The organism is Paraburkholderia phytofirmans OLGA172, assembly GCF_001634365.1.
Lineage (GTDB): Bacteria > Pseudomonadota > Gammaproteobacteria > Burkholderiales > Burkholderiaceae > Paraburkholderia.
On record NZ_CP014578.1, the window covers coordinates 4,268,813 to 4,288,531 of the forward strand.

A 19,719-nucleotide genomic window follows, 5' to 3' on the forward strand; every position below is an offset into this window, starting at 1 on the left:
AGGGCTGTCGTAGACACGACGCCCTCACCCTTTTCTTGTTTTGTACCGGCCTCGCCGGGCCGGTTGCTTGCGTACGGACTTCTTAGTGCAAGCCCGCGATGTAATCCGCTACAGCCTTGATCTCGCTGTCCGACAGACGCGATGCAATGGCATGCATCGCCTCATTGTTGTTACGCGCGCCCGGACCTTGCGTGAATGCAGTCAACTGCGCCACCGTGTATTCCGCCCACTGCCCCGACAGACGCGGATACTGCGACGGGATCCCCTGACCGGTCGGCCCGTGGCAGCTTGCGCACGCCGGTACACCCTTATCTGCAATCCCACCGCGATAAATCTTCTGACCGAGCGGGACGGTATCTTTGTTATGCGCGTAGCCTAGCTTCGGAGTCTGCGTCGAAAAATAGGCAGCCACGTTGGCCATGTCCTGGTCGGACAGCGCCGCAGCCATGCCCGCCATGATCGCGTTGTTGCGCGCGGGCTGCTTGGCGCCCGGCTGCGTCTTGAAATCCACCAGCTGCTTGACGAGATACTCGGGATGCTGGTCCGCCAGCTTTGGATACGCACCGCCAGCACTGTTGCCATCTGCACCGTGACACGACGCGCAAACCTGCACCGCGATTGCCTGCCCCCGATTGACGTCCGGCTTTGCCGGATCTGCTGCTCGTGCCTGAATTGCCAAACCTGAAAGACCTGCCGCTACTTGAAGCACCATCAGAGCCTTGCACAGTCGATTCATTCGCACACCCTGTCTCGTCTTGTGGGATTTTAGAGGTTTTGCAAGATACGACAGCGACTGAGTGACCGCAAAGAGCCGCCAAGGCACGCGGGCTGGCCCCCTCAGGTTTTCAGTAAACCATCGTATTGTACAATAACTCGCTAATCGCTAAGACGCCAGTCGGGCTTGACCCGTCCCCACTCTGGGTTCCCCGGCGTCTCGAATCCTGGCCTGATCATGTCCTTCCTGCTCCACCAATCCCGCTTTTTCACGACCGTCAATCACCTGCGTGATCTGCCGGCTACCGCGCAACCCGAGATCTGCTTTGCGGGACGCTCGAATGCGGGCAAGTCCACGGCCATCAATATTCTGTGCAATCAGAAACGTCTGGCGTTCGCCAGTAAGACGCCGGGCCGCACCCAGCACATCAATTATTTCTCGGTGGGCAAGGAGGACGAGCCGACAGCGCACCTGGTCGACCTGCCGGGCTACGGTTATGCGGAAGTGCCGGGCGCGGCCAAGGCTCACTGGGAAGCGCTGCTCTCCACCTACCTGCAATCGCGCTCGCAACTGCGCGGCATGATTCTGATGATGGACTCGCGCCGCCCGTTGACGGATCTGGATCGGCGGATGATCGAGTGGTTCGCGCCGACCGGCAAGCCGATCCACACGCTGCTGACGAAGTGCGACAAATTGACGCGCCAAGAAAGCGTCAACGCCTTGCGCGCGACGCAGAAAGGGTTGGCTGAATATCGTTCCGCCGGCTACCAGGGCGAATTGACCGCGCAGCTGTTCTCGGCGCTCAAACGCGTCGGCATCGACGAAGCGCACGAGCTGATCGAAAGCTGGCTGATCCCCGACGCGAAGGGCGAAACGGACGCACCGCAGTAACCGCGCAACGTGTACGAGCCCAGGCAAAAAGCGCCGTTCCGGCCGCCCATAAAAAAACCCGCCGCTTTAACGGCGGGTCAAACAGCCTAATCGAAAAAACGACAGGCACCCGCTCAGGGAGGAGAAGCGGGGAGGTCAGCGCAGGGCGCCTTGCTCGATCGGTATGATATACCATTGTCTCGAAAAGTTTCCGGGAGCGGAGGCAGGCGCTACTTGTCCACTCCATACATCCACGTTTCTTCGATTCGTTTATGAGCTTCTTTCCGCACTACCGTCCGCGCCGCATGCGCCGTGACGACTTCTCGCGCCGTCTGATGCGAGAAAACATCCTCACCACCAACGATCTGATCTATCCCGTGTTCATCGTCGAAGGCACCAACGTGCGGCAAGCCGTACCGTCGATGCCGGGCGTCGAGCGCGTGTCGGTGGATCTGCTGATGGGCGTGGCCGAGCAATGCGTCGAGTTGGGCGTGCCGGTGCTATCGCTCTTTCCGGCGATCGAGCCTTCCTTGAAGACGCCTGATGGCCGCGAAGCGACCAACCCGGCTGGCCTGATCCCGCGCGCAGTTCGCGAACTGAAAAAGAACTTCCCCGATTTGGGTGTGCTCACCGACGTCGCGCTGGATCCGTACACGAGCCACGGCCAGGACGGCGTACTCGACGAGGCCGGCTATGTGATCAACGACGAGACCGTCGAGATCCTCGTGGAACAGGCGCGCGCGCAGGCTGAAGCGGGTGTCGATATCGTCGCGCCCTCGGACATGATGGATGGCCGCATTGGCGCGATCCGCGAAATGCTCGAGAGCGAGGGTCATATCCATACGCGCATCATGGCCTACTCTGCCAAGTTCGCGTCGGCGTTTTACGGCCCGTTCCGCGATGCCGTCGGTTCTGCGACGAACCTCGGCAAGGGTAACAAGATGACTTACCAGATGGATCCGGCCAATTCGGATGAAGCCCTGCGCGAAGTGCAAGCGGACATCGAGGAAGGCGCGGATATGGTGATGGTCAAGCCAGGCATGCCGTATCTGGACATCGTGCGTCGTGTGAAGGACGAGTTCAAGTTCCCGACCTACGTGTATCAGGTGAGCGGCGAATACGCGATGCTGAAAGCGGCCGCGCAAAATGGCTGGCTCGATCACGACAAGGCGATGATGGAATCGCTGCTGGCGTTCAAGCGGGCAGGCGCGGATGGCGTGCTGACCTACTTCGCGCTGGATGCCGCGCGGATTTTGCGCTCGCAGAAGTGATTTGAGGTGTCGCTTTACCGGCGACGCCAGTCTTCTGAATGCGCCCCAAAAAAACGGAGGCCGACTTTAAGTCGTGCCTCCGTTTTTTTATGCATGTTCTGGCCTGCGCCTTTTTGCGGGCGCGTCGGGGGTGCGGGTTTCTTTGCGCGCTCGGGCAGCGCAGCTGCTTTGCGTTACGCCCCGGGCGCGTTGGCGCGATCGAGGGTGCGCAAAAACTTGTCCGCGGACTCGTAGCCGACGACGCGCAGCACTTCCTTGCCCCCCTGGTCGAAAAAGATGATGCCGGGCGGGCCGAACAGGCTGAAGCGCTTGAGCAGCATCTGATCGTCGGCGTTATTTGCGGTGACGTCGGCGCGCAGCAGGTTCATCTGCTTCAACTTCGCCTGAACACGCGGATCGCTAAACGTGAACTTCTCCATTTCTTTGCAGCTCACGCACCAGTCTGCGTAAAAATCGAGCATAGCGGGCTGCGCAGCCGTTTTGACGGCCTCGTCGAGATCGGTCGAGGAACGAACCGGAGCGAATGTCAGATCGCTCTGTGACAACCTATTCGGCGATTTGGAAACACTTGCCACGTTAGCCTCCCCGCCGTCACCCCACACAGCCAGGACAGCTAGCGGACGCAGCGGATCGGAGGAGCCTGCAGCGAGGCCAACCAGCAGCACCGCTGCCCAGATAGCCAGCGCCGCGCCGATACCCCGGCCGAGCCGCCGCCAGACGGAAATACCCACCGCTGGTGCCGAGAAAAGACCGAGTCCGGCGGCCGCGATCAGCAACCACAGCGCACTCAGCAGCATTGTCGCGGTCGCACCAAGCACCGGCCAGACGATCCACAGGGCCGCCGCCAGCAGCACCACGCCGAAAAACACCTTGACGCCGTCCATCCACGCGCCGGCGCGCGGCAGCAAAGTACCGGCGCCAAGCCCGATGATCAGGAGGGGCACACCGAGCCCGAGTCCCATCGAGAACAGCGCCGCGCCGCCGAGCAACGCGTCGCCTGTGTGCGCGATGAACGCCAGCACGGCAAAGAGCGGCGCGGTCATGCAAGCGCCAACCACCAACGCGGATAGCGCGCCCATTACTGCCACCGCGGCAAACTTGCCGCCGGAACGCCCTGTCGACGCACGCGACACGCCGTCCTGCCAGCGCTGCGGCAACGCGATGTCGAAGCCGGCGATCAGGGTCAGCGCGAAAACGGTCAGCAGGACGCCAAACGTACCAAGCACCCACGGGTTCTGCAGCCATGCGCCGAGGCTCTGGCCAACGAGCGCTGCCGCGATGCCAAGCGCCGTGTACACGAGTGCCATGCCGATCACGTACGCCAGCGACAACGCAAAGCCACGGGCACGCGTCACCCGCGCGCCTTCGCCGATGATGATCGCAGACAGGATCGGAATCATCGGATACGAGCACGGCAGCAGACTGAGCACGGCGCCGGCCACGAAATAGAGCCCGATGATCGCGAAGAAGCCGCCGCCTTCCAGTAGCGACTGCGCATAGTCGGCGCTAGTGGCACGCTCATACCACGGTGCGCCGGCTGCTGTGGATTGCCGCGTGGCGGTGGCCGCCGCGGCGCCGCCGGCCGGCTGCAACGCCTCGCCGCTCACGTGATACACGCGCTCCATCGGCGGATAGCAGATGCCGGCATCCGCACAGCCTTGAGACGTAACAGCAAGGTCGAACGCCCCCTGCGGCTGTTTCACCGGGATGCGGATTGTCAGTTCATTGCGATAGGTTTCGACATTCTTGTTGAAGGTCTGATCGAACTTGACGTGACCAGCCGGCAATTGCGGTTCGCCGATTGTCGTCGTGCCGTTACGGGTCGCGAACGCGAAACGCTCGCGGTACATGTAGTAACCGTCCGCGATCTTGTAAGTGACGTCGACTTCGCCGGGTTTCTCGGTCGCGCTGAATTTGAAGGCGACGGCGGGATCGAGGAAGTCGTCCGCAGCGTGCGCAAGCGTGCCGAACTGAGCGACGATCAGGCAACCGAGCAGGAGGACGACGGCGCGCAACGCATGGCGCGCACGTCGATTGAGACCGTTAAACATGGAGAGGACGTTGAGTTTCAGCAGTGATCCACTGGCCGTACGCGACCGATGCCATAGCTTGCCACGAGAGGATTTCCGGCGTGTCGTAGGGATGGTGGGCCTGAATGTACTGCTCGAGCTCGAGCGCGCGTGCCGCGCTGGTCTTGAACAGCAACTGGATCTCCTGCGCCGTTTCGATCGCGCCCTGCCAGTGATAGCTGGACTGCACAGAGCCTAACTGCGTGACGCAGGCGCACAGCCGCGCGGCCAGTGCGCCCGCCGCGAGCTTCTGAGCAACGGCCGCATCCGGTACCGTCGTCAGAATCAAGGTCACATTCACGCTCACAAAGGCTCCGGCCAAGCACGATTCAGGTGCCGATATCGTATCACCTAGCCATGCGGTGCCGCAGACGGCTCTGCTGCAAGCCTGCGGCATTTGGCCGCCGCGATCGACATGCCGCAGTGAAATTCGCCGCCATAAACAAAAAAGCCAGGCTTGGCGCCTGGCTTTTTCTTCGATGCTAAAAAGCTTACTCAGCTTCTTGCACTTCAACTTCTTCGACTTCCGGACGGTCCAGCAATTCGACCAGTGCCATCGGTGCGTTGTCGCCGACGCGGAAACCGAACTTCAGGACGCGCAGGTAGCCGCCCGGACGGGTAGCGTAACGCGGGCCGAGAACTTCGAACAGCTTCGTGACCGAGTCACGATCACGCAGGCGGTTGAACGCCAGACGACGATTTGCCAGCGACGGCTTCTTGCCGAGCGTGATCAGCGGCTCGACGACTTTACGGAGTTCTTTCGCCTTCGGCAGCGTCGTCTTGATGACTTCGTGCTCGATCAACGAGTTGGACATGTTACGGAGCATTGCCAGACGGTGGCTGCTCGTGCGGTTCAGTTTCCGCAAACCATGACGGTGACGCATGTTAATTCCTTTGATTCAAAGTTTTGGTCCAGCTCTTCTATCGCGCTCGGTCTACCCTCGGTTTCCCAACGGTGATGAGTGCACGGGCCGGTAGTGAAAAAAGACAAGACGCGGATTTTAAAGGAAAATCCGCGTCTTTGCCAGTGCAGCGACGGGTTCTGCCCCGGGATGACTTCTCGACTTACTTGTCCAAACCTGCCGGCGGCCAGTTTTCGAGTTTCATGCCCAGCGTCAAACCACGCGACGCCAATACTTCCTTGATTTCGTTCAACGATTTGCGACCCAGATTCGGGGTCTTGAGCAACTCGTTTTCCGTGCGCTGGATCAGGTCGCCGATGTAGTAGATGTTCTCGGCCTTCAGGCAGTTCGCGGAACGAACCGTCAGTTCAAGATCATCAACCGGACGCAGCAGGATCGGATCGATCTGCGGCGCACGCGACGGCGCTTCCGCCGTTGCTTCGGTGCCTTCCAGTGCAGCGAACACCGACAGTTGATCAACCAGAATACGCGCCGATTGACGGATCGCTTCTTCCGGCGAGATCACACCGTTGGTCTCGATGTTCATCACGAGCTTGTCGAGGTCGGTACGCTGTTCGACGCGCGCGCTTTCAACGGCGTAGCTCACGCGGCGAACCGGCGAGAACGACGCGTCCAGCACGATACGGCCGATGATCTTGGCCGACTCTTCGCCGTAACGACGCACATTGCCCGGCACATAGCCACGGCCCTTTTCGACCTTGATCTGCACGTCGAGCTTGCCGCCCTTCGACAGATGCGCAATCACGTGATCCGGGTTGATCACTTCGCAATCGTGCGCGAGTTCGATGTCGCCAGCGGTGACAACGCCTTCGCCTTCCTTGCGCAGCGTAACCGTCACTTCGTCACGGTTATGCAGCTTGAACACCACGCCCTTCAGGTTCAACAACAGGTTGACCACATCCTCTTGCACACCGTCGAGCGTCGAATACTCATGCACGACGCCTGCGATCGTCACTTCGGTCGGCGCGTAGCCGATCATTGACGACAGCAGCACGCGCCGGAGCGCGTTACCCAAGGTGTGGCCGTAACCGCGTTCAAACGGTTCCATGACCACTTTCGCGTGGCTCTCACCAAGCGATTCAACTGCGATGATCTTGGGCTTCAACAAACTGGTTTGCATAGGTTTTCCTTTTCAATACCCTCGGCTCGTTACACCGATAAGGCTGACCGGTAACAACCTGAAAATAAACAGCCGAGACGCCCCCTTGCGCAACGCAATCGGGGTGCCCCGGCCGTTAATCCGATTACCGCGAATACAATTCGACGATCAGGCTTTCGTTGATATCGCCAGCGATGTCGCTGCGTTCCGGCTTGCTCTTGAACGTGCCTTCGAACTTCTTCGAATCGACAGCAACCCAGCTCGGCAGACCGCCTTGCTCAGCCAGCGACAGCGCTTCGAGAATACGCGCCTGCTTCTTCTTTTGTTCGCGCACTGCGACGACGTCGCCTGCCTTCACTTGCATCGACGGGATGTTCGACACCACGCCGTTCACCGTGATCGCCTTGTGGCTCACGAGCTGACGCGCTTCAGCACGCGTCGAGCCGAAGCCCATGCGATACACGACGTTGTCGAGACGCGATTCGAGCAATTGCAGCAGGTTTTCACCCGTGTTGCCCTTCAGGCGGTCGGCTTCAGCGAAGTAACGGCGGAATTGACGCTCGAGGACACCGTAGATGCGCTTCACTTTTTGCTTTTCGCGCAGCTGCGTGCCGTAGTCGGACGTACGTGCACCCGACGTGCGGCCGTGTTGGCCAGGCTTGCTGTCAAGCTTGCACTTGTCAGCGAGCGAACGACGGGCGCTCTTCAGGAAGAGGTCAGTGCCTTCACGGCGGGACAGCTTGGCCTTAGGGCCGATATAACGTGCCACGTTGATTCCTTCTATGATTGATCACACGAATGCATGCACTCGCGCTAGTCCGAACCCTTTGGGTCGAACGGTGGGCTTAGTCAATTCAATAGCGCAAGCAGCCTGTGGTCGCCGGCTTGAACACCGGCGGCAACAGGCGCTAGCGAAAACAGCGTCTTAGATACGACGACGCTTCGGCGGACGGCAGCCGTTGTGCGGGACCGGCGTCACGTCGGAGATCGCGGTGATCTTGATGCCAAGACCATGCAGCGCGCGCACCGCCGATTCGCGGCCAGGGCCAGGGCCCTTGATACGCACTTCGAGGTTCTTCACGCCGTATTCCATCGCCACGCGGCCAGCCGATTCGGCTGCCACCTGAGCTGCAAACGGGGTCGATTTACGCGAACCCTTGAAGCCCTGACCACCCGACGTTGCCCAGGCAAGTGCATTGCCTTGACGATCGGTGATCGTGATGATGGTGTTGTTGAACGACGCGTGAACGTGAACCACGCCCTCGGCGACGTTCTTCTTGACCTTCTTGCGAACGCGTTGCGCCGCGGAGTTGTTCGAAGCCTTAGCCATTACGTTTTCCTGTAACTGTCAGTTCCGCTTACTTCTTCAGCGATTGCGCTGCACGACGCGGACCCTTGCGCGTACGGGCATTCGTACGCGTGCGTTGGCCACGCAGGGGCAAGCCCTTACGATGACGCACGCCACGGTAGCAGCCGAGATCCATCAGGCGCTTGATGTTCATCGTCGTTTCACGGCGAAGATCGCCTTCAACGATGAACTTGCCGACTTCTTCACGCAGCTTTTCGAGGTCTGCGTCGTTCAGGTCCTTGACCTTCTTCGAAAATGCCACACCAGCAGCGACGCAAATGTCGCGCGAGCGCGTGCGGCCGATACCGTAAATTGCCGTCAGGCCGATTTCGGTATGCTGGTGATTCGGGATGTTAACCCCTGCGATACGAGCCATTGTTTTTCCTCAAACAAAAAGCGCAGCAAAAAGCGCGGCGTTCAGCCTTGACGCTGTTTGTGGCGCGGATCAGAGCTGCAAATCACGCGCACAACGCCTTTGCGCTTGATGATCTTGCAATTGCGGCAAATGCGCTTAACCGATGCCATCACTTTCATGATATTACCCTTTTTTCAAATCACTTCGCCCGGAACACGATCCGCGCACGCGACAGATCGTAAGGCGTCAATTCAACCGTTACCTTGTCGCCCGGCAGGATTCGGATGTAGTGCATCCGCATCTTGCCGGATATGTGTCCCAATACGACATGGCCGTTTTCCAGCTTCACCCTGAAGGTAGCGTTAGGCAGGTTTTCGATGACTTCACCCTGCATCTGGATAACATCGTCTTTGGCCATAAGTCCTTTCAACGCATCGGGACGCCGCCGCCTTTGAAATTAGCTTTCTTCAGCAGCGATTCATACTGTTGCGACATAACGTACGACTGCACCTGCGCCATGAAATCCATTGTGACGACGACAATGATCAGCAGCGACGTTCCACCAAAATAAAACGGCACGTTCCAGCGCAGTACCAAAAATTCAGGTAGCAGACAAACAAACACGATGTAGATCGCACCAGCCAGCGTCAGACGCGTGAGGATACGGTCGATGTATCGCGCCGTTTGATCGCCCGGGCGGATGCCTGGGACGAAAGCGCCACTCTTTTTCAGGTTGTCGGCCGTTTCCCTGCTGTTGAACACCAGTGCGGTGTAGAAAAAGCAAAAGAAGACGATCGCCAACGCGTACAGCAACACGTACACGGGTTGACCGGGCTTAAGGGCTTCGGCCACGTTGTGCAACGTGTCTGCGAACCAGCTGGTACGCGACCCCGAACTAAACCAGTTCAGGATGGTTGCCGGGAAGAGAATGATCGACGATGCAAAGATCGGCGGAATCACGCCCGACATATTCAACTTCAGCGGCAGATGTGAAGACTGTCCGCCGTAAATCTTGTTACCGACCTGCCGCTTGGCGTAATTCACAAGAATCTTGCGCTGGCCGCGTTCGATGAACACCACCAGATACGTCACACCGGCAATCAGCGCGACCACGATAATCGCCGAGATGATGCTCATCGAGCCGGTTCGCACCAGTTCGAAAAGACCACCGATTGCGTTCGGGAAACCCGCTGCAATACCGCCGAAAATGATGATCGAGATACCGTTACCAAGCCCGCGTTCCGTGATCTGCTCACCCAGCCACATCAGGAACATCGTGCCGGTCACCAGCGTCACGACCGTCGTCAGCCGAAATACCATCCCCGGATCGATCACAAGGCCCGGCTGATTTTCCAGCGCGACGGCAATGCCGAACGCCTGGAACGTCGCCAGCAGGACCGTAAAGATACGCGTGTACTGCGTAATCTTCCGTTGACCCGCCTGCCCTTCCTTTTTCAGCGCTTCCAGTTGTGGCGAGACAATCGCCAGCAACTGCATGATGATCGACGCCGAAATGTACGGCATGATCCCCAGCGCAAAAATCGTGAACCGCGAAAGTGCACCACCCGAGAACATGTTGAACATGCCAAGGATGCCGCCCGACTGGCTTTGGAACAACTTTGCCAGCTGGTCCGGGTCAATACCCGGCACCGGAATGTGCGCGCCGATACGGTAGACGATCAACGCCAGCAGCAGGAACACTGCACGCCGACGCAGATCGCCAAACTTCGCCGCGCTGCGACCGGGTTTTGCGAGACTCGGACTGTTAGCCAAGTACCTTCTCCGATGCAAATGCTAGTGACGGCAAATAACTTGCGCGTTACTCGGCAAAAGAGCCGCCGGCTGCTTCGATAGCAGCGCGCGCACCCTTCGTCGCACCCAGACCCTTCACAACGATCTTGCGCTTAAGCTCGCCCGTCGCGATGATCTTGGCGCTCTTGATCAGCTCGCCGAGCAGGCCGGCTTGCTTCAGAGCCAACAGATCGATTTCGTCGACCGGCAGCTTTTCCAGATCAGAGAGACGCACTTCACCAACGAATTCCTTCGTCAGCGAGGTGAAGCCACGCTTCGGCAGGCGACGTTGCAGCGGCATTTGACCGCCTTCGAAGCCAACCTTGTGAAAGCCGCCCGAACGCGACTTCTGACCCTTGTGACCGCGGCCAGCCGTCTTGCCCAGACCGGAGCCGATGCCACGGCCGACGCGACGCTTAGCGTGCTTCGAGCCTTCAGCCGGCTTCAGGTTATTCAATTCCATTATCAACTCCTTGAGTCCTGGTCAGCCGCTTAGCTGATGACCTTAACGAGGTACGAAACCTTGTTGATCATGCCGCGCACAGCCGGCGTGTCCTGCAACTCGCTAACCGAGTTGAGTCGGCGCAGGCCCAAGCCACGCACCGTTGCACGGTGCGTTTCACGGGTGCCGATCAGGCTCTTGACGAGCTGGACCTTGACAGTTTTATCAGACATGGTGTCCACCTTAGCCCAGAATATCTTCGACGGACTTGCCGCGCTTCGCCGCGATATCACCCGGCGTCGACTGCTTACGCAGACCGTCGAGCGTTGCACGAACGAGGTTGTACGGGTTCGTCGAACCGTGGCTCTTGGCCACAACGTTCTGCACGCCCATCACGTCGAACACTGCGCGCATCGGGCCACCAGCGATCACACCGGTACCGTCCTTCGCCGGAGCGAGGAGGACCATCGATGCGCCGTGCTTACCGTGCACTTCGTGTTGCAGGGTACCGTTCTTAAGCGGCACCTTGAACATGTTGCGGCGAGCCTGCTCCATCGCCTTCTGAACAGCGACCGGCACTTCCTTCGCCTTGCCCTTGCCCATACCGACGCGGCCATCACCGTCGCCAACCACGGTCAGTGCGGCGAAACCGAGAATCCGGCCACCCTTCACAACCTTGGTCACGCGGTTGACCGAAATCATCTTTTCGCGCAGGCCGTCGTCGCGTTCGTCAGCCTGAACTTTCGCTTGCATCTTTGCCATGACGAATTCTTCCCTTAGAACTTGAGTCCGGCTTCGCGCGCCGCATCAGCCAGCGCTTTCACGCGGCCGTGATAACGGAAACCCGAACGGTCGAAGGCGACGGATTCGATGCCGGCAGCCTTAGCCTTTTCTGCAATGCGCTTACCGATCAGGGTCGCAGCAGCGACGTTGCCGCCCTTGCCTGTCTGATCAGCCAGTTGCGCACGCACTTCGGCTTCGAGCGTCGACGCGCTGGCGAGCACCTTGGTGCCGCACGGCGAGAACACTTGCGCATAGATGTGCGTGTTCGTGCGATGCACGGCGAGACGCGCGACCTGCAGCTCAGCGATCTTGATACGCGTCTGACGAGCGCGGCGCAGGCGAGATTGAGTCTTATCCATGATTGCGCACCCTTACTTCTTCTTCGTTTCTTTGAGGATCACAACCTCATTGGCGTAACGCACACCCTTGCCCTTGTAGGGCTCCGGCGGGCGATAGCCGCGCACTTCTGCAGCGACCTGGCCAACTTGTTGCTTATTGATCCCCTTGATCACGATTTCGGTTTGCGTCGGGGTTTCAGCCTTGACGCCTTCCGGCATCTGGTGCACCACGGGGTGCGAGAAACCCAGCGACAGGTTCAGCTTGTCGCCTTGCGCCTGTGCGCGGTAACCGACGCCAACCAGCGTCAGCTTGCGCTCGAAACCCTTCGTCACGCCGTTCACCATGTTCGCAACCAGTGCGCGCATCGTGCCCGACATCGCATTCGCTTCGCGGCTTTCGTCCACCGGCTCGAACTTCAGCGTGCCGTTGTCGTTCACCACCTTCACGAGGCTGTTTGCAGCCTGCGAAATCGTACCCAGCGGGCCCTTGACGGTAATGCGTTCGTCGCTCAGGGCCACTTCTGCGCCTTGCAGCGCGATCGGGCTTTTACCTACTCGAGACATGTTTCTCTCCTTTCGGCCTTAAGCGACGTAGCAGATGACTTCGCCGCCAACGCCCGTTGCACGCGCCTTGCGGTCCGTCATCACGCCCTTCGGCGTCGACACGATTGCCACGCCGAGGCCATTCATGACCACGGGAATGTCGTTACGGCCGCGGTACACACGCAGACCAGGCTTCGAAACGCGTTCAATGCGCTCGATCACCGGACGGCCAGCGTAGTACTTCAACACGATGTTCAATTCAGACTTCGCACCTTCGGACTTCACTGCGAAATCATCGATATAGCCTTCGTCCTTCAGGACCTGCGCAATCGCAACCTTGACTTTCGACGAGGGCATTGTCACCGAAACTTTCTCAACCATCTGCGCATTGCGGATGCGAGTCAGCATATCGGCGATAGGATCACTCATGCTCATTTACGTTTCTCCTATTACCAGCTCGCCTTGGTCAGGCCAGGGATCTCGCCGCGGAACGCGATTTCGCGAATCTTGTTACGCGCCAGCCCGAATTTACGGAACGTGCCACGCGGGCGACCGGTAATTGCGCAACGATTGCGCTTACGGGTCGGGTTAGAGTTGCGCGGCAGTTGTTGCAGTTCCAGACGTGCTGCGTAATGCTCTTCGTCCGACTTGCTCATATCGCCAATGATCGCTTTCAGCTCAGCACGCTTGGGAGCGTACTTAGCGGCCAGGCGAGCACGCTTCTTTTCACGTTCGATCAGTGCCAGTTTAGCCACGGTAACCTCAGTTTCTGAACGGGAACTTGAAGCCGGCGAGCAGAGCCTTTGCTTCGTCGTCGGTCTTCGCAGTTGTCGTGATGCTGATGTTCAGCCCACGCAGTGCGTCGATCTTGTCGTAGTCGATTTCGGGGAAAATGATCTGCTCTTTCACACCGATGTTGTAGTTGCCGCGACCATCGAACGCACGACCCGACACGCCACGGAAGTCACGCACACGGGGGAGCGCAACCGTCACGAAACGGTCCAGAAATTCGTACATTGCCTGACCACGCAACGTGACCATTGCACCGATCGGATAGCCCTGACGGATCTTGAAGCCAGCGATTGCTTTGCGTGCCTTCGTGATCACCGGCTTCTGGCCTGCGATCTTCGTCAGGTCGCCAACGGCGTTTTCGATGATCTTCTTGTCAGCAACCGCTTCGCCAAGGCCCATGTTCAGGGTGATCTTGGTGATGCGCGGCACTTCCATCACGGACTTGTAACCGAACTTCTCGATGAGGCCGGGTACAACCTTCTCTTTGTAAAACTCTTGCAAACGAGCCATTTTTTTACTCCGCAGCGTCAGGCGCTCAGCACGGCACCGGTCGTCTTAAGGAAACGGACTTTCTTGTCTCCCTCGACCTTGATGCCTACACGCGACGCCTTGCCATTCGCGTCGACCAATGCGACGTTCGAAATTTGCAGCGGCATCGTCTTGGCTTCCACGCCACCCGTCGTACCCTTCATCGGGTTCGGCTTGACGTGCTTCTTGACGAGGTTGATGCCCTCGACAATTACCTTGTCTTCGCCAACGGACAGCACGACGCCGCGCTTGCCTTTATCTTTGCCGGTGATGACGATAACTTCGTCACCTTTGCGAATCTTGTTCATCGCGACTCCTTACAGCACTTCAGGTGCCAACGAAACGATCTTCATGAATCGTTCGCTGCGCAACTCGCGCGTAACAGGCCCGAAAATACGGGTGCCAATAGGTTCGAGCTTGGCATTCAACAGCACTGCTGCATTGCCGTCGAACTTGATCAGCGAGCCGTCCTGACGGCGCACGCCCTTGGCGGTGCGAACCACCACGGCGTTGTAAATTTCGCCTTTCTTCACGCGCCCGCGCGGCGTTGCTTCTTTGACGGTCACCTTGATGATGTCGCCAATGCTGGCATAACGACGCTTCGAGCCGCCGAGAACCTTGATGCACATGACTTCACGCGCACCGGTGTTGTCGGCCACTTCAAGCCGAGTTTCGGTCTGGATCATGGTTTATCTATCCCAACTTAATCCGGTCACACCACCATGGCGTACCCGGTCAGTCTTGGTCCCGTCAGCCAATCGGCTGCTTGGGTATGAACAGCAGCGACGGCAAACGAAACCCGCCATCGCAATCCGGTGAATCCTTCGGAACAGACTGGCGCCTGAACCGCTTCCCCCACCAACTTCGCCCGCGACGGGGCTCCCATAAAAGAGGGAAGACCGAGATTATAACAAATAATCTCGGTCTTGCAAGCGAAACTTACTGCGATTTCAACTACTTCTACAACTTTGCGGCGTCAGATGACGCGAGCAGCCTCGACCAGGCGAGCCACAACCCAAGCTTTCGTCTTCGAAATCGGACGCGTTTCCTGGATTTCAACGAGGTCACCCTCGTTGTACGTGTTCGCATCGTCGTGCGCGTGGTACTTCTTCGAACGCACAACATACTTGCCGTAGATCGGGTGCTTCACGCGGTGCTCAACCAGCACGGTGACCGTCTTGTCCATCTTGTTGCTGACGACCTTGCCGACCAGCGTCCGCTTGAGCGAGGTTTTTACGCTATCGTTCATTTCTGGTTCGCCTTCTCAGTCAGGACGGTCCGCACACGTGCGATGTCGCGACGAACCTTCTTCAGCTGGCTCGTGTTCGTGAGCTGCTGGGTCGCGAGTTGCATGCGCAGGCCGAATTGCGCCTTCAACAGGTCCGACAGCTCCTTGTTGAGCGCGGCCTGATCTTTCTGGTGAAGTTCGGAAGCCTTCATCATTTGCTCCTTAGGCGCCGAGCTGACGCACGATAAACGTCGTCTTGAGCGGCAGCTTAGCTGCAGCCAGACGGAACGCTTCGCGTGCCAGCTCTTCGGTTACGCCGTCCATTTCGTACAGCATCTTGCCCGGTTGAATCTCTGCGACGTAGTACTCAGGGTTACCTTTACCGTTACCCATACGTACTTCAGCCGGCTTGTGCGAGATCGGCTTGTCCGGGAAGATGCGGATCCAGATGCGGCCACCACGCTTGATGTGACGCGTCATTGCACGACGTGCCGCTTCAATCTGGCGCGCGGTCAAGCGACCACGACCGATAGCCTTCAGGCCGAACTCACCGAACGACACCGCGTTGCCGCGGGTAGCGATACCGGTGTTACGACCCTTCTGCTCTTTGCGATACTTTCTGCGTTTCGGTTGCAGCATCGTTATTCTCCAGTCTTCCCGCCGTCGCCGGCACCGCCAGCACGACGAGGAGCGCCACGGCGTGCACCTGCCGGGCCACCACCTTCACCATCGCGACGCGGACGGCGATCGCCACCCGGGCGTGCGTTACGGCGCGGACGCTTTTCTTCGGCGACTTCTTCAACCACCGGTGCGTCATTGCGGCCGAGCGTGTCGCCCTTGTAGACCCACACTTTCACGCCGATGATGCCGTACGTCGTCTTCGCTTCCGAAGTAGCGTAGTCGATATCAGCACGCAGCGTATGAAGGGGCACGCGACCTTCGCGATACCATTCCGTACGAGCGATTTCGATACCGTTCAGGCGGCCAGCGCTCATGATCTTGATGCCTTGAGCACCCAGACGCATTGCGTTTTGCATCGCACGCTTCATCGCGCGGCGGAACATAATCCGGCGTTCGAGTTGTTGCGTGATCGAGTCAGCGATCAGTTGCGCATCGGTTTCCGGCTTACGGATTTCTTCGATGTTGACGTGGACCGGAACGCCCATGCGGCGTTGCAGTTCCGACTTCAGCAGCTCGATATCCTCGCCCTTCTTACCGATGACGACACCCGGACGCGAGCTATAAATCGTGATGCGCGCGTTCTTCGCCGGACGCTCGATAACGACGCGGCCAACCGAAGCGTTTTTCAGCTTCTTCTTCAGGTATTCACGAACACCGATGTCTTCCTGCAACATCGCCGCGAAATTGTTGTTGTTCGCGTACCAACGCGACGCCCAATTGCGGCTGACGGCCAAACGGAAGCCAGTCGGATGAATTTTCTGTCCCATCGTATGACCCCTTAATTCCCGACCGTCACAGTGATGTGACAGGATTGCTTCTCGATGCGGTTACCGCGGCCTTTAGCGCGCGCGGTAAAACGCTTGAGCGACGCAGCCTTGTCGATGTAGATGCTCGTGATCTTGAGCTCATCGATATCGGCGCCTTCGTTGTGCTCCGCATTCGCGATCGCCGACAGCACGACCTTTTTCACGATTCCCGCAGCCTTCTTCGGCGAGAACGTCAGAACGTTCAGCGCCTTGTCGACCGGCAAACCGCGGATCTGGTCAGCCACAAGGCGCGTTTTCTGCGCCGAGATGCGGGCACCGCGATGAATTGCTTTCACTTCCATCATGAGCCCCTTATTTCTTAGCCTTCTTGTCGGCTGCGTGACCCTTGAACGTCCGGGTCAATGCAAACTCGCCAAGCTTGTGGCCGACCATGTTTTCCGAGATGTACACCGGAACGTGTTGACGGCCGTTGTGCACAGCAATCGTCAAACCGATGAAATCCGGCAGAATCGTCGAACGACGCGACCAGGTTTTGATCGGCTTCTTGTCACGTGCAGCGGCTGCCGACTCAACTTTCTTCAGCAAATGGGCGTCGCAGAACGGACCTTTTTTTACAGAACGTGCCATTGCCTACTCCTTAACGCTTGTGACGGCGCTGGACGATCATGCTCGTCGTGCGCTTGTTGCTGCGGGTGCGATAACCCTTAGCAGGCGTGCCCCACGGGCTCACCGGATCGCGACCTGCAGCCGTCTTGCCTTCACCACCACCGTGCGGGTGATCGACCGGGTTCATTGCAACGCCACGCACCGTCGGGCGGATACCGCGCCAGCGATTCGCGCCAGCCTTACCGATTTGACGGAGGCTGTGCTCTTCGTTGCCAACTTCACCAATCGTCGCGCGGCATTCAACGTGAACGCGGCGGATTTCACCAGAGCGCAGGCGGACCTGTGCGTAGATGCCTTCACGAGCCAGCAACATCGCCGACGTACCAGCCGAACGCGCCATTTGCGCGCCTTTGCCCGGCAGCATTTCGATGCAGTGGATCGTCGTACCGACCGGAATGTTGCGGATCGGCAGCGTGTTGCCTGCGCGGATCGGAGCTTCCGAACCCGACATCAGTTGCTGACCAACCGTCACACCCTTCGGAGCGATGATGTACTTGCGCTCGCCGTCTGCGTACAGAACCAGCGCGATGTTCGCGCTACGGTTCGGATCGTACTCAAGACGTTCGACCTTTGCCGGAATGCCGTCCTTGTTGCGACGGAAATCGACGACACGGTAATGATGCTTGTGACCACCACCCTTATGACGCGTGGTGATGTGACCGTTGTTGTTACGGCCGGCGGTCGTGGATTGCGAATCGAGCAGCGGTGCGAACGGCTTGCCCTTATGCAGATCCTTGTTGACCACCTTGACCATCGCACGGCGACCCGGCGAAGTCGGCTTAACTTTAACGATTGCCATGATTACTTGGCCTCCGCTTCAAAGTTGATTTCCTGGCCGGGCTTCAGGCAGACGTACGCCTTCTTCACGTCCTTGCGCTTGCCCATGAAGCGGCCAAAGCGCTTGGCTTTGCCCTTCGAGACCAGCACGTTGACGGAATTGACTTCCACCTTGAACAGCAGCTCGACTGCAGCTTTCACTTCCTGCTTCGTGGCATCGGGCGCGACTTCGAACACAACTTGCTCGTTCTTGTCGGCCACCAGCGTCGCCTTTTCGGAGATCACCGGCGCGAGCAGGACCTGCATCAAACGATGATCGTTCTTGCGAATCTCGCTCATGACAGCAACTCCTCGATCTGGGCGACCGCAGCCTTCGTGATCAGGATCTTCTTGAAGTAGATCAGCGACAGCGGGTCGGCGTAACGCGGCTCGACAACTGCCACATGGGCGAGGTTGCGCGACGCGAGGTACAGGTTTTCGTCAACCGTGTCGGTAATCACCAGCACGGAGTCGAGACCCATCGCCTTGAATTTTTCGGCCAGCAGCTTCGTCTTCGGCGCTTCGAGCGTCAGCTCGTCGACCACCGAGATGCGGCCTTCGCGGGCCAGCTGCGAGAAGATCGAGCAGAGACCTGCGCGATGCATCTTCTTGTTGACCTTGTGCGAAAAGTTTTCTTCCGGCGAATTCGGGAAGATCCGGCCACCGCCGCGCCACAACGGGCTCGACGACATACCGGCACGGGCGCGGCCCGTACCCTTTTGGCGCCACGGCTTCTTGGTCGTGTGCTTGACTTGCTCACGGTCCTTCTGCGCGCGGTTACCGCTACGGGCATTCGCTTGATACGCCACCACTACCTGGTGAATCAGGGCTTCGTTGTAATCGCGGCCGAACACTACGTCCGACGCGCTAACGCCTGCACCTTCCTGACCATTGGCATTCAGGAGCTTAAGTTCCATTATTTCGCTCCTTTCACGGCACGCGTCTTCACGGCCGGCGTAACGAATACCTTGCCACCCTTCGCACCCGGAACGGCGCCCTTGACCAGCAACAGCTTGCGGTCAGCGTCGATACGAGCGATTTCGAGGTTTTGCACGGTTACCGTATCGTCACCCATGTGACCGGTCATGCGCTTACCCGGGAAAACACGACCCGGATCCTGCGCCATACCGATCGAACCCGGCACGTTGTGCGAGCGCGAGTTACCGTGCGATGCACGGCCGGATGCGAAGTTGTAACGCTTGATGGTACCGGCGTAGCCCTTACCGATCGACACGCCTTGCACGTCGACCTTCTGGCCTACTTCGAACAGGTCGGGACCGACCACGGTGCCGTTCGACAACTCGGCAGCCTTGGCAGCATCGATCTGGAATTCTTTGAGGATTTCACCGGCTTGAACACCGGCTTTGGCGAGATGACCGGCCAACGGCTTCGTCACACGCGATGCACGGCGCGTACCGAATGCAACCTGCACGGCTGTGTAGCCGTCGGTTTCAACAGTCTTGATCTGCGTCACGCGGTTGTCGGACACGTCCAGCACGGTAACGGGAATCGAATCCCCTTCTGCCGTGAAGATACGGGTCATGCCAACCTTGCGACCTACGAGTCCAAGGCTCATCGTTTTCTCCATTCCCGACTGCGATTGGTCGGGGCTAATTTACAAAATGCCGGTGCCGTTTCGGGCATGCGCTTCGGAAGAAGCCATGCTGCAGCACACCGACTTTTTTGCGCAAATG

The 19,719-nt window shown here is 58.8% G+C and carries 33 protein-coding genes; 2 read left to right on the forward strand and 31 right to left on the reverse strand.

The annotated features are described in order from the left end of the window. Positions 1-82: 82 nt before the first annotated feature. Positions 83-736: a c-type cytochrome gene (locus AYM40_RS18790; protein ID WP_063497531.1), complete on the reverse strand. Its 654-nt coding sequence runs from the start codon at positions 734-736 to the stop codon at positions 83-85. Between the two features lie 216 nt (positions 737-952). On the opposite strand from AYM40_RS18790, the gene yihA reads away from it, so the two are divergent. Both yihA and hemB read left to right on the forward strand, forming a co-directional pair. Further along, complete coding sequence (gene yihA / locus AYM40_RS18795) at positions 953-1,606, forward strand: ribosome biogenesis GTP-binding protein YihA/YsxC (protein WP_063497532.1); 654 nt, start codon at positions 953-955, stop codon at positions 1,604-1,606. 251 nt (positions 1,607-1,857) lie between these two features. Continuing rightward, a complete protein-coding gene (hemB, locus tag AYM40_RS18800; RefSeq protein ID WP_063497533.1) occupies positions 1,858-2,856 on the forward strand; it encodes a porphobilinogen synthase in 999 nt (332 codons plus the stop codon). A gap of 173 nt (positions 2,857-3,029) precedes the next feature. On the opposite strand, the gene dsbD is transcribed toward hemB, so the two are convergent. The 30 genes from dsbD to rplC form a co-directional block, all read right to left on the reverse strand. Continuing rightward, entirely contained in the window at positions 3,030-4,907 is a 1,878-nt protein-coding gene (dsbD, locus tag AYM40_RS18805) for a protein-disulfide reductase DsbD (RefSeq protein ID WP_063497534.1), read from the reverse strand. Next, positions 4,900-5,232: a divalent-cation tolerance protein CutA gene (gene cutA, locus AYM40_RS18810; protein ID WP_063497535.1), complete on the reverse strand. Its 333-nt coding sequence runs from the start codon at positions 5,230-5,232 to the stop codon at positions 4,900-4,902. Before cutA ends, dsbD begins: the two co-directional genes overlap by 8 nt. 184 nt (positions 5,233-5,416) lie before the next feature. After that, positions 5,417-5,809, reverse strand: coding sequence for a 50S ribosomal protein L17 (gene rplQ, locus AYM40_RS18815; protein ID WP_006052227.1), 393 nt, complete (start codon positions 5,807-5,809; stop codon positions 5,417-5,419). A gap of 181 nt (positions 5,810-5,990) precedes the next feature. After that, positions 5,991-6,968 (reverse strand): DNA-directed RNA polymerase subunit alpha, encoded by a 978-nt coding sequence (locus tag AYM40_RS18820; protein ID WP_006052226.1) that lies wholly within the window; start codon positions 6,966-6,968, stop codon positions 5,991-5,993. Between the two features lie 124 nt (positions 6,969-7,092). Next, positions 7,093-7,716 carry a 30S ribosomal protein S4 gene (gene rpsD / locus AYM40_RS18825; protein ID WP_027800372.1) on the reverse strand — a complete coding sequence of 208 codons (624 nt, stop codon included), beginning with the start codon at positions 7,714-7,716 and terminating at the stop codon, positions 7,093-7,095. 156 nt (positions 7,717-7,872) lie between these two features. Further along, the gene (gene rpsK / locus AYM40_RS18830; protein ID WP_006052224.1) at positions 7,873-8,277 is read right to left on the reverse strand and encodes a 30S ribosomal protein S11; all 405 of its coding nucleotides are present in this window, start codon (positions 8,275-8,277) and stop codon (positions 7,873-7,875) included. A gap of 28 nt (positions 8,278-8,305) precedes the next feature. Next, positions 8,306-8,671: a 30S ribosomal protein S13 gene (gene rpsM / locus AYM40_RS18835; RefSeq protein ID WP_006052223.1), complete on the reverse strand. Its 366-nt coding sequence runs from the start codon at positions 8,669-8,671 to the stop codon at positions 8,306-8,308. Positions 8,672-8,712: 41 nt separating this feature from the next. After that, on the reverse strand, positions 8,713-8,829 hold the full coding sequence (gene rpmJ, locus AYM40_RS18840) for a 50S ribosomal protein L36 (RefSeq protein ID WP_004199844.1): 117 nt from the start codon (positions 8,827-8,829) through the stop codon (positions 8,713-8,715). A 20-nt stretch (positions 8,830-8,849) separates the two neighbouring features. Next, on the reverse strand, positions 8,850-9,068 hold the full coding sequence (gene infA, locus AYM40_RS18845) for a translation initiation factor IF-1 (RefSeq protein ID WP_004521905.1): 219 nt from the start codon (positions 9,066-9,068) through the stop codon (positions 8,850-8,852). An 8-nt stretch (positions 9,069-9,076) separates the two neighbouring features. Next, positions 9,077-10,423 carry a preprotein translocase subunit SecY gene (gene secY / locus AYM40_RS18850; RefSeq protein WP_063497536.1) on the reverse strand — a complete coding sequence of 449 codons (1,347 nt, stop codon included), beginning with the start codon at positions 10,421-10,423 and terminating at the stop codon, positions 9,077-9,079. Positions 10,424-10,469: 46 nt separating this feature from the next. After that, positions 10,470-10,904 carry a 50S ribosomal protein L15 gene (gene rplO, locus AYM40_RS18855; RefSeq protein ID WP_054036556.1) on the reverse strand — a complete coding sequence of 145 codons (435 nt, stop codon included), beginning with the start codon at positions 10,902-10,904 and terminating at the stop codon, positions 10,470-10,472. 29 nt (positions 10,905-10,933) lie between these two features. Beyond that, entirely contained in the window at positions 10,934-11,116 is a 183-nt protein-coding gene (gene rpmD / locus AYM40_RS18860; protein WP_007180126.1) for a 50S ribosomal protein L30, read from the reverse strand. Between the two features lie 10 nt (positions 11,117-11,126). Further along, positions 11,127-11,645: a 30S ribosomal protein S5 gene (rpsE, locus tag AYM40_RS18865; RefSeq protein ID WP_006052219.1), complete on the reverse strand. Its 519-nt coding sequence runs from the start codon at positions 11,643-11,645 to the stop codon at positions 11,127-11,129. A gap of 14 nt (positions 11,646-11,659) precedes the next feature. Next, positions 11,660-12,025, reverse strand: a complete 366-nt coding sequence (gene rplR, locus AYM40_RS18870; RefSeq protein WP_006052218.1) for a 50S ribosomal protein L18 — start codon at positions 12,023-12,025, stop codon at positions 11,660-11,662. A 12-nt stretch (positions 12,026-12,037) separates the two neighbouring features. Then, positions 12,038-12,568, reverse strand: coding sequence for a 50S ribosomal protein L6 (gene rplF, locus AYM40_RS18875; protein WP_028199570.1), 531 nt, complete (start codon positions 12,566-12,568; stop codon positions 12,038-12,040). 18 nt (positions 12,569-12,586) lie between these two features. Then, positions 12,587-12,982 (reverse strand): 30S ribosomal protein S8, encoded by a 396-nt coding sequence (gene rpsH / locus AYM40_RS18880; RefSeq protein WP_006052216.1) that lies wholly within the window; start codon positions 12,980-12,982, stop codon positions 12,587-12,589. Positions 12,983-12,996: 14 nt separating this feature from the next. Beyond that, positions 12,997-13,302 (reverse strand): 30S ribosomal protein S14, encoded by a 306-nt coding sequence (gene rpsN, locus AYM40_RS18885; RefSeq protein ID WP_006052215.1) that lies wholly within the window; start codon positions 13,300-13,302, stop codon positions 12,997-12,999. Between the two features lie 7 nt (positions 13,303-13,309). Beyond that, entirely contained in the window at positions 13,310-13,849 is a 540-nt protein-coding gene (gene rplE / locus AYM40_RS18890; protein WP_063497537.1) for a 50S ribosomal protein L5, read from the reverse strand. Positions 13,850-13,866: 17 nt separating this feature from the next. Then, a complete protein-coding gene (rplX, locus tag AYM40_RS18895; protein ID WP_028199569.1) occupies positions 13,867-14,175 on the reverse strand; it encodes a 50S ribosomal protein L24 in 309 nt (102 codons plus the stop codon). Positions 14,176-14,184: 9 nt separating this feature from the next. Next, positions 14,185-14,553 (reverse strand): 50S ribosomal protein L14, encoded by a 369-nt coding sequence (gene rplN / locus AYM40_RS18900; protein WP_006052212.1) that lies wholly within the window; start codon positions 14,551-14,553, stop codon positions 14,185-14,187. Positions 14,554-14,843: 290 nt separating this feature from the next. Next, entirely contained in the window at positions 14,844-15,116 is a 273-nt protein-coding gene (rpsQ, locus tag AYM40_RS18905; protein WP_007180129.1) for a 30S ribosomal protein S17, read from the reverse strand. Next, positions 15,113-15,307, reverse strand: coding sequence for a 50S ribosomal protein L29 (gene rpmC / locus AYM40_RS18910; protein WP_007180130.1), 195 nt, complete (start codon positions 15,305-15,307; stop codon positions 15,113-15,115). Before rpmC ends, rpsQ begins: the two co-directional genes overlap by 4 nt. A gap of 10 nt (positions 15,308-15,317) precedes the next feature. After that, positions 15,318-15,734: a 50S ribosomal protein L16 gene (gene rplP / locus AYM40_RS18915; RefSeq protein WP_007180131.1), complete on the reverse strand. Its 417-nt coding sequence runs from the start codon at positions 15,732-15,734 to the stop codon at positions 15,318-15,320. 2 nt (positions 15,735-15,736) lie between these two features. Then, complete coding sequence (gene rpsC, locus AYM40_RS18920) at positions 15,737-16,543, reverse strand: 30S ribosomal protein S3 (RefSeq protein WP_011490053.1); 807 nt, start codon at positions 16,541-16,543, stop codon at positions 15,737-15,739. A gap of 11 nt (positions 16,544-16,554) precedes the next feature. After that, a complete protein-coding gene (rplV, locus tag AYM40_RS18925) occupies positions 16,555-16,887 on the reverse strand; it encodes a 50S ribosomal protein L22 (RefSeq protein ID WP_007180133.1) in 333 nt (110 codons plus the stop codon). Between the two features lie 7 nt (positions 16,888-16,894). Continuing rightward, on the reverse strand, positions 16,895-17,170 hold the full coding sequence (rpsS, locus tag AYM40_RS18930) for a 30S ribosomal protein S19 (RefSeq protein ID WP_054036552.1): 276 nt from the start codon (positions 17,168-17,170) through the stop codon (positions 16,895-16,897). Between the two features lie 10 nt (positions 17,171-17,180). Next, positions 17,181-18,008 carry a 50S ribosomal protein L2 gene (gene rplB / locus AYM40_RS18935; RefSeq protein WP_063497538.1) on the reverse strand — a complete coding sequence of 276 codons (828 nt, stop codon included), beginning with the start codon at positions 18,006-18,008 and terminating at the stop codon, positions 17,181-17,183. A gap of 2 nt (positions 18,009-18,010) precedes the next feature. Beyond that, on the reverse strand, positions 18,011-18,325 hold the full coding sequence (gene rplW, locus AYM40_RS18940) for a 50S ribosomal protein L23 (protein ID WP_007180135.1): 315 nt from the start codon (positions 18,323-18,325) through the stop codon (positions 18,011-18,013). Beyond that, on the reverse strand, positions 18,322-18,942 hold the full coding sequence (gene rplD, locus AYM40_RS18945) for a 50S ribosomal protein L4 (RefSeq protein ID WP_007180136.1): 621 nt from the start codon (positions 18,940-18,942) through the stop codon (positions 18,322-18,324). The genes rplW and rplD overlap by 4 nt, the downstream gene beginning before the upstream one ends. Then, a complete protein-coding gene (rplC, locus tag AYM40_RS18950) occupies positions 18,942-19,601 on the reverse strand; it encodes a 50S ribosomal protein L3 (RefSeq protein ID WP_007180137.1) in 660 nt (219 codons plus the stop codon). The genes rplD and rplC overlap by 1 nt, the downstream gene beginning before the upstream one ends. Positions 19,602-19,719 lie beyond the last annotated feature (118 nt).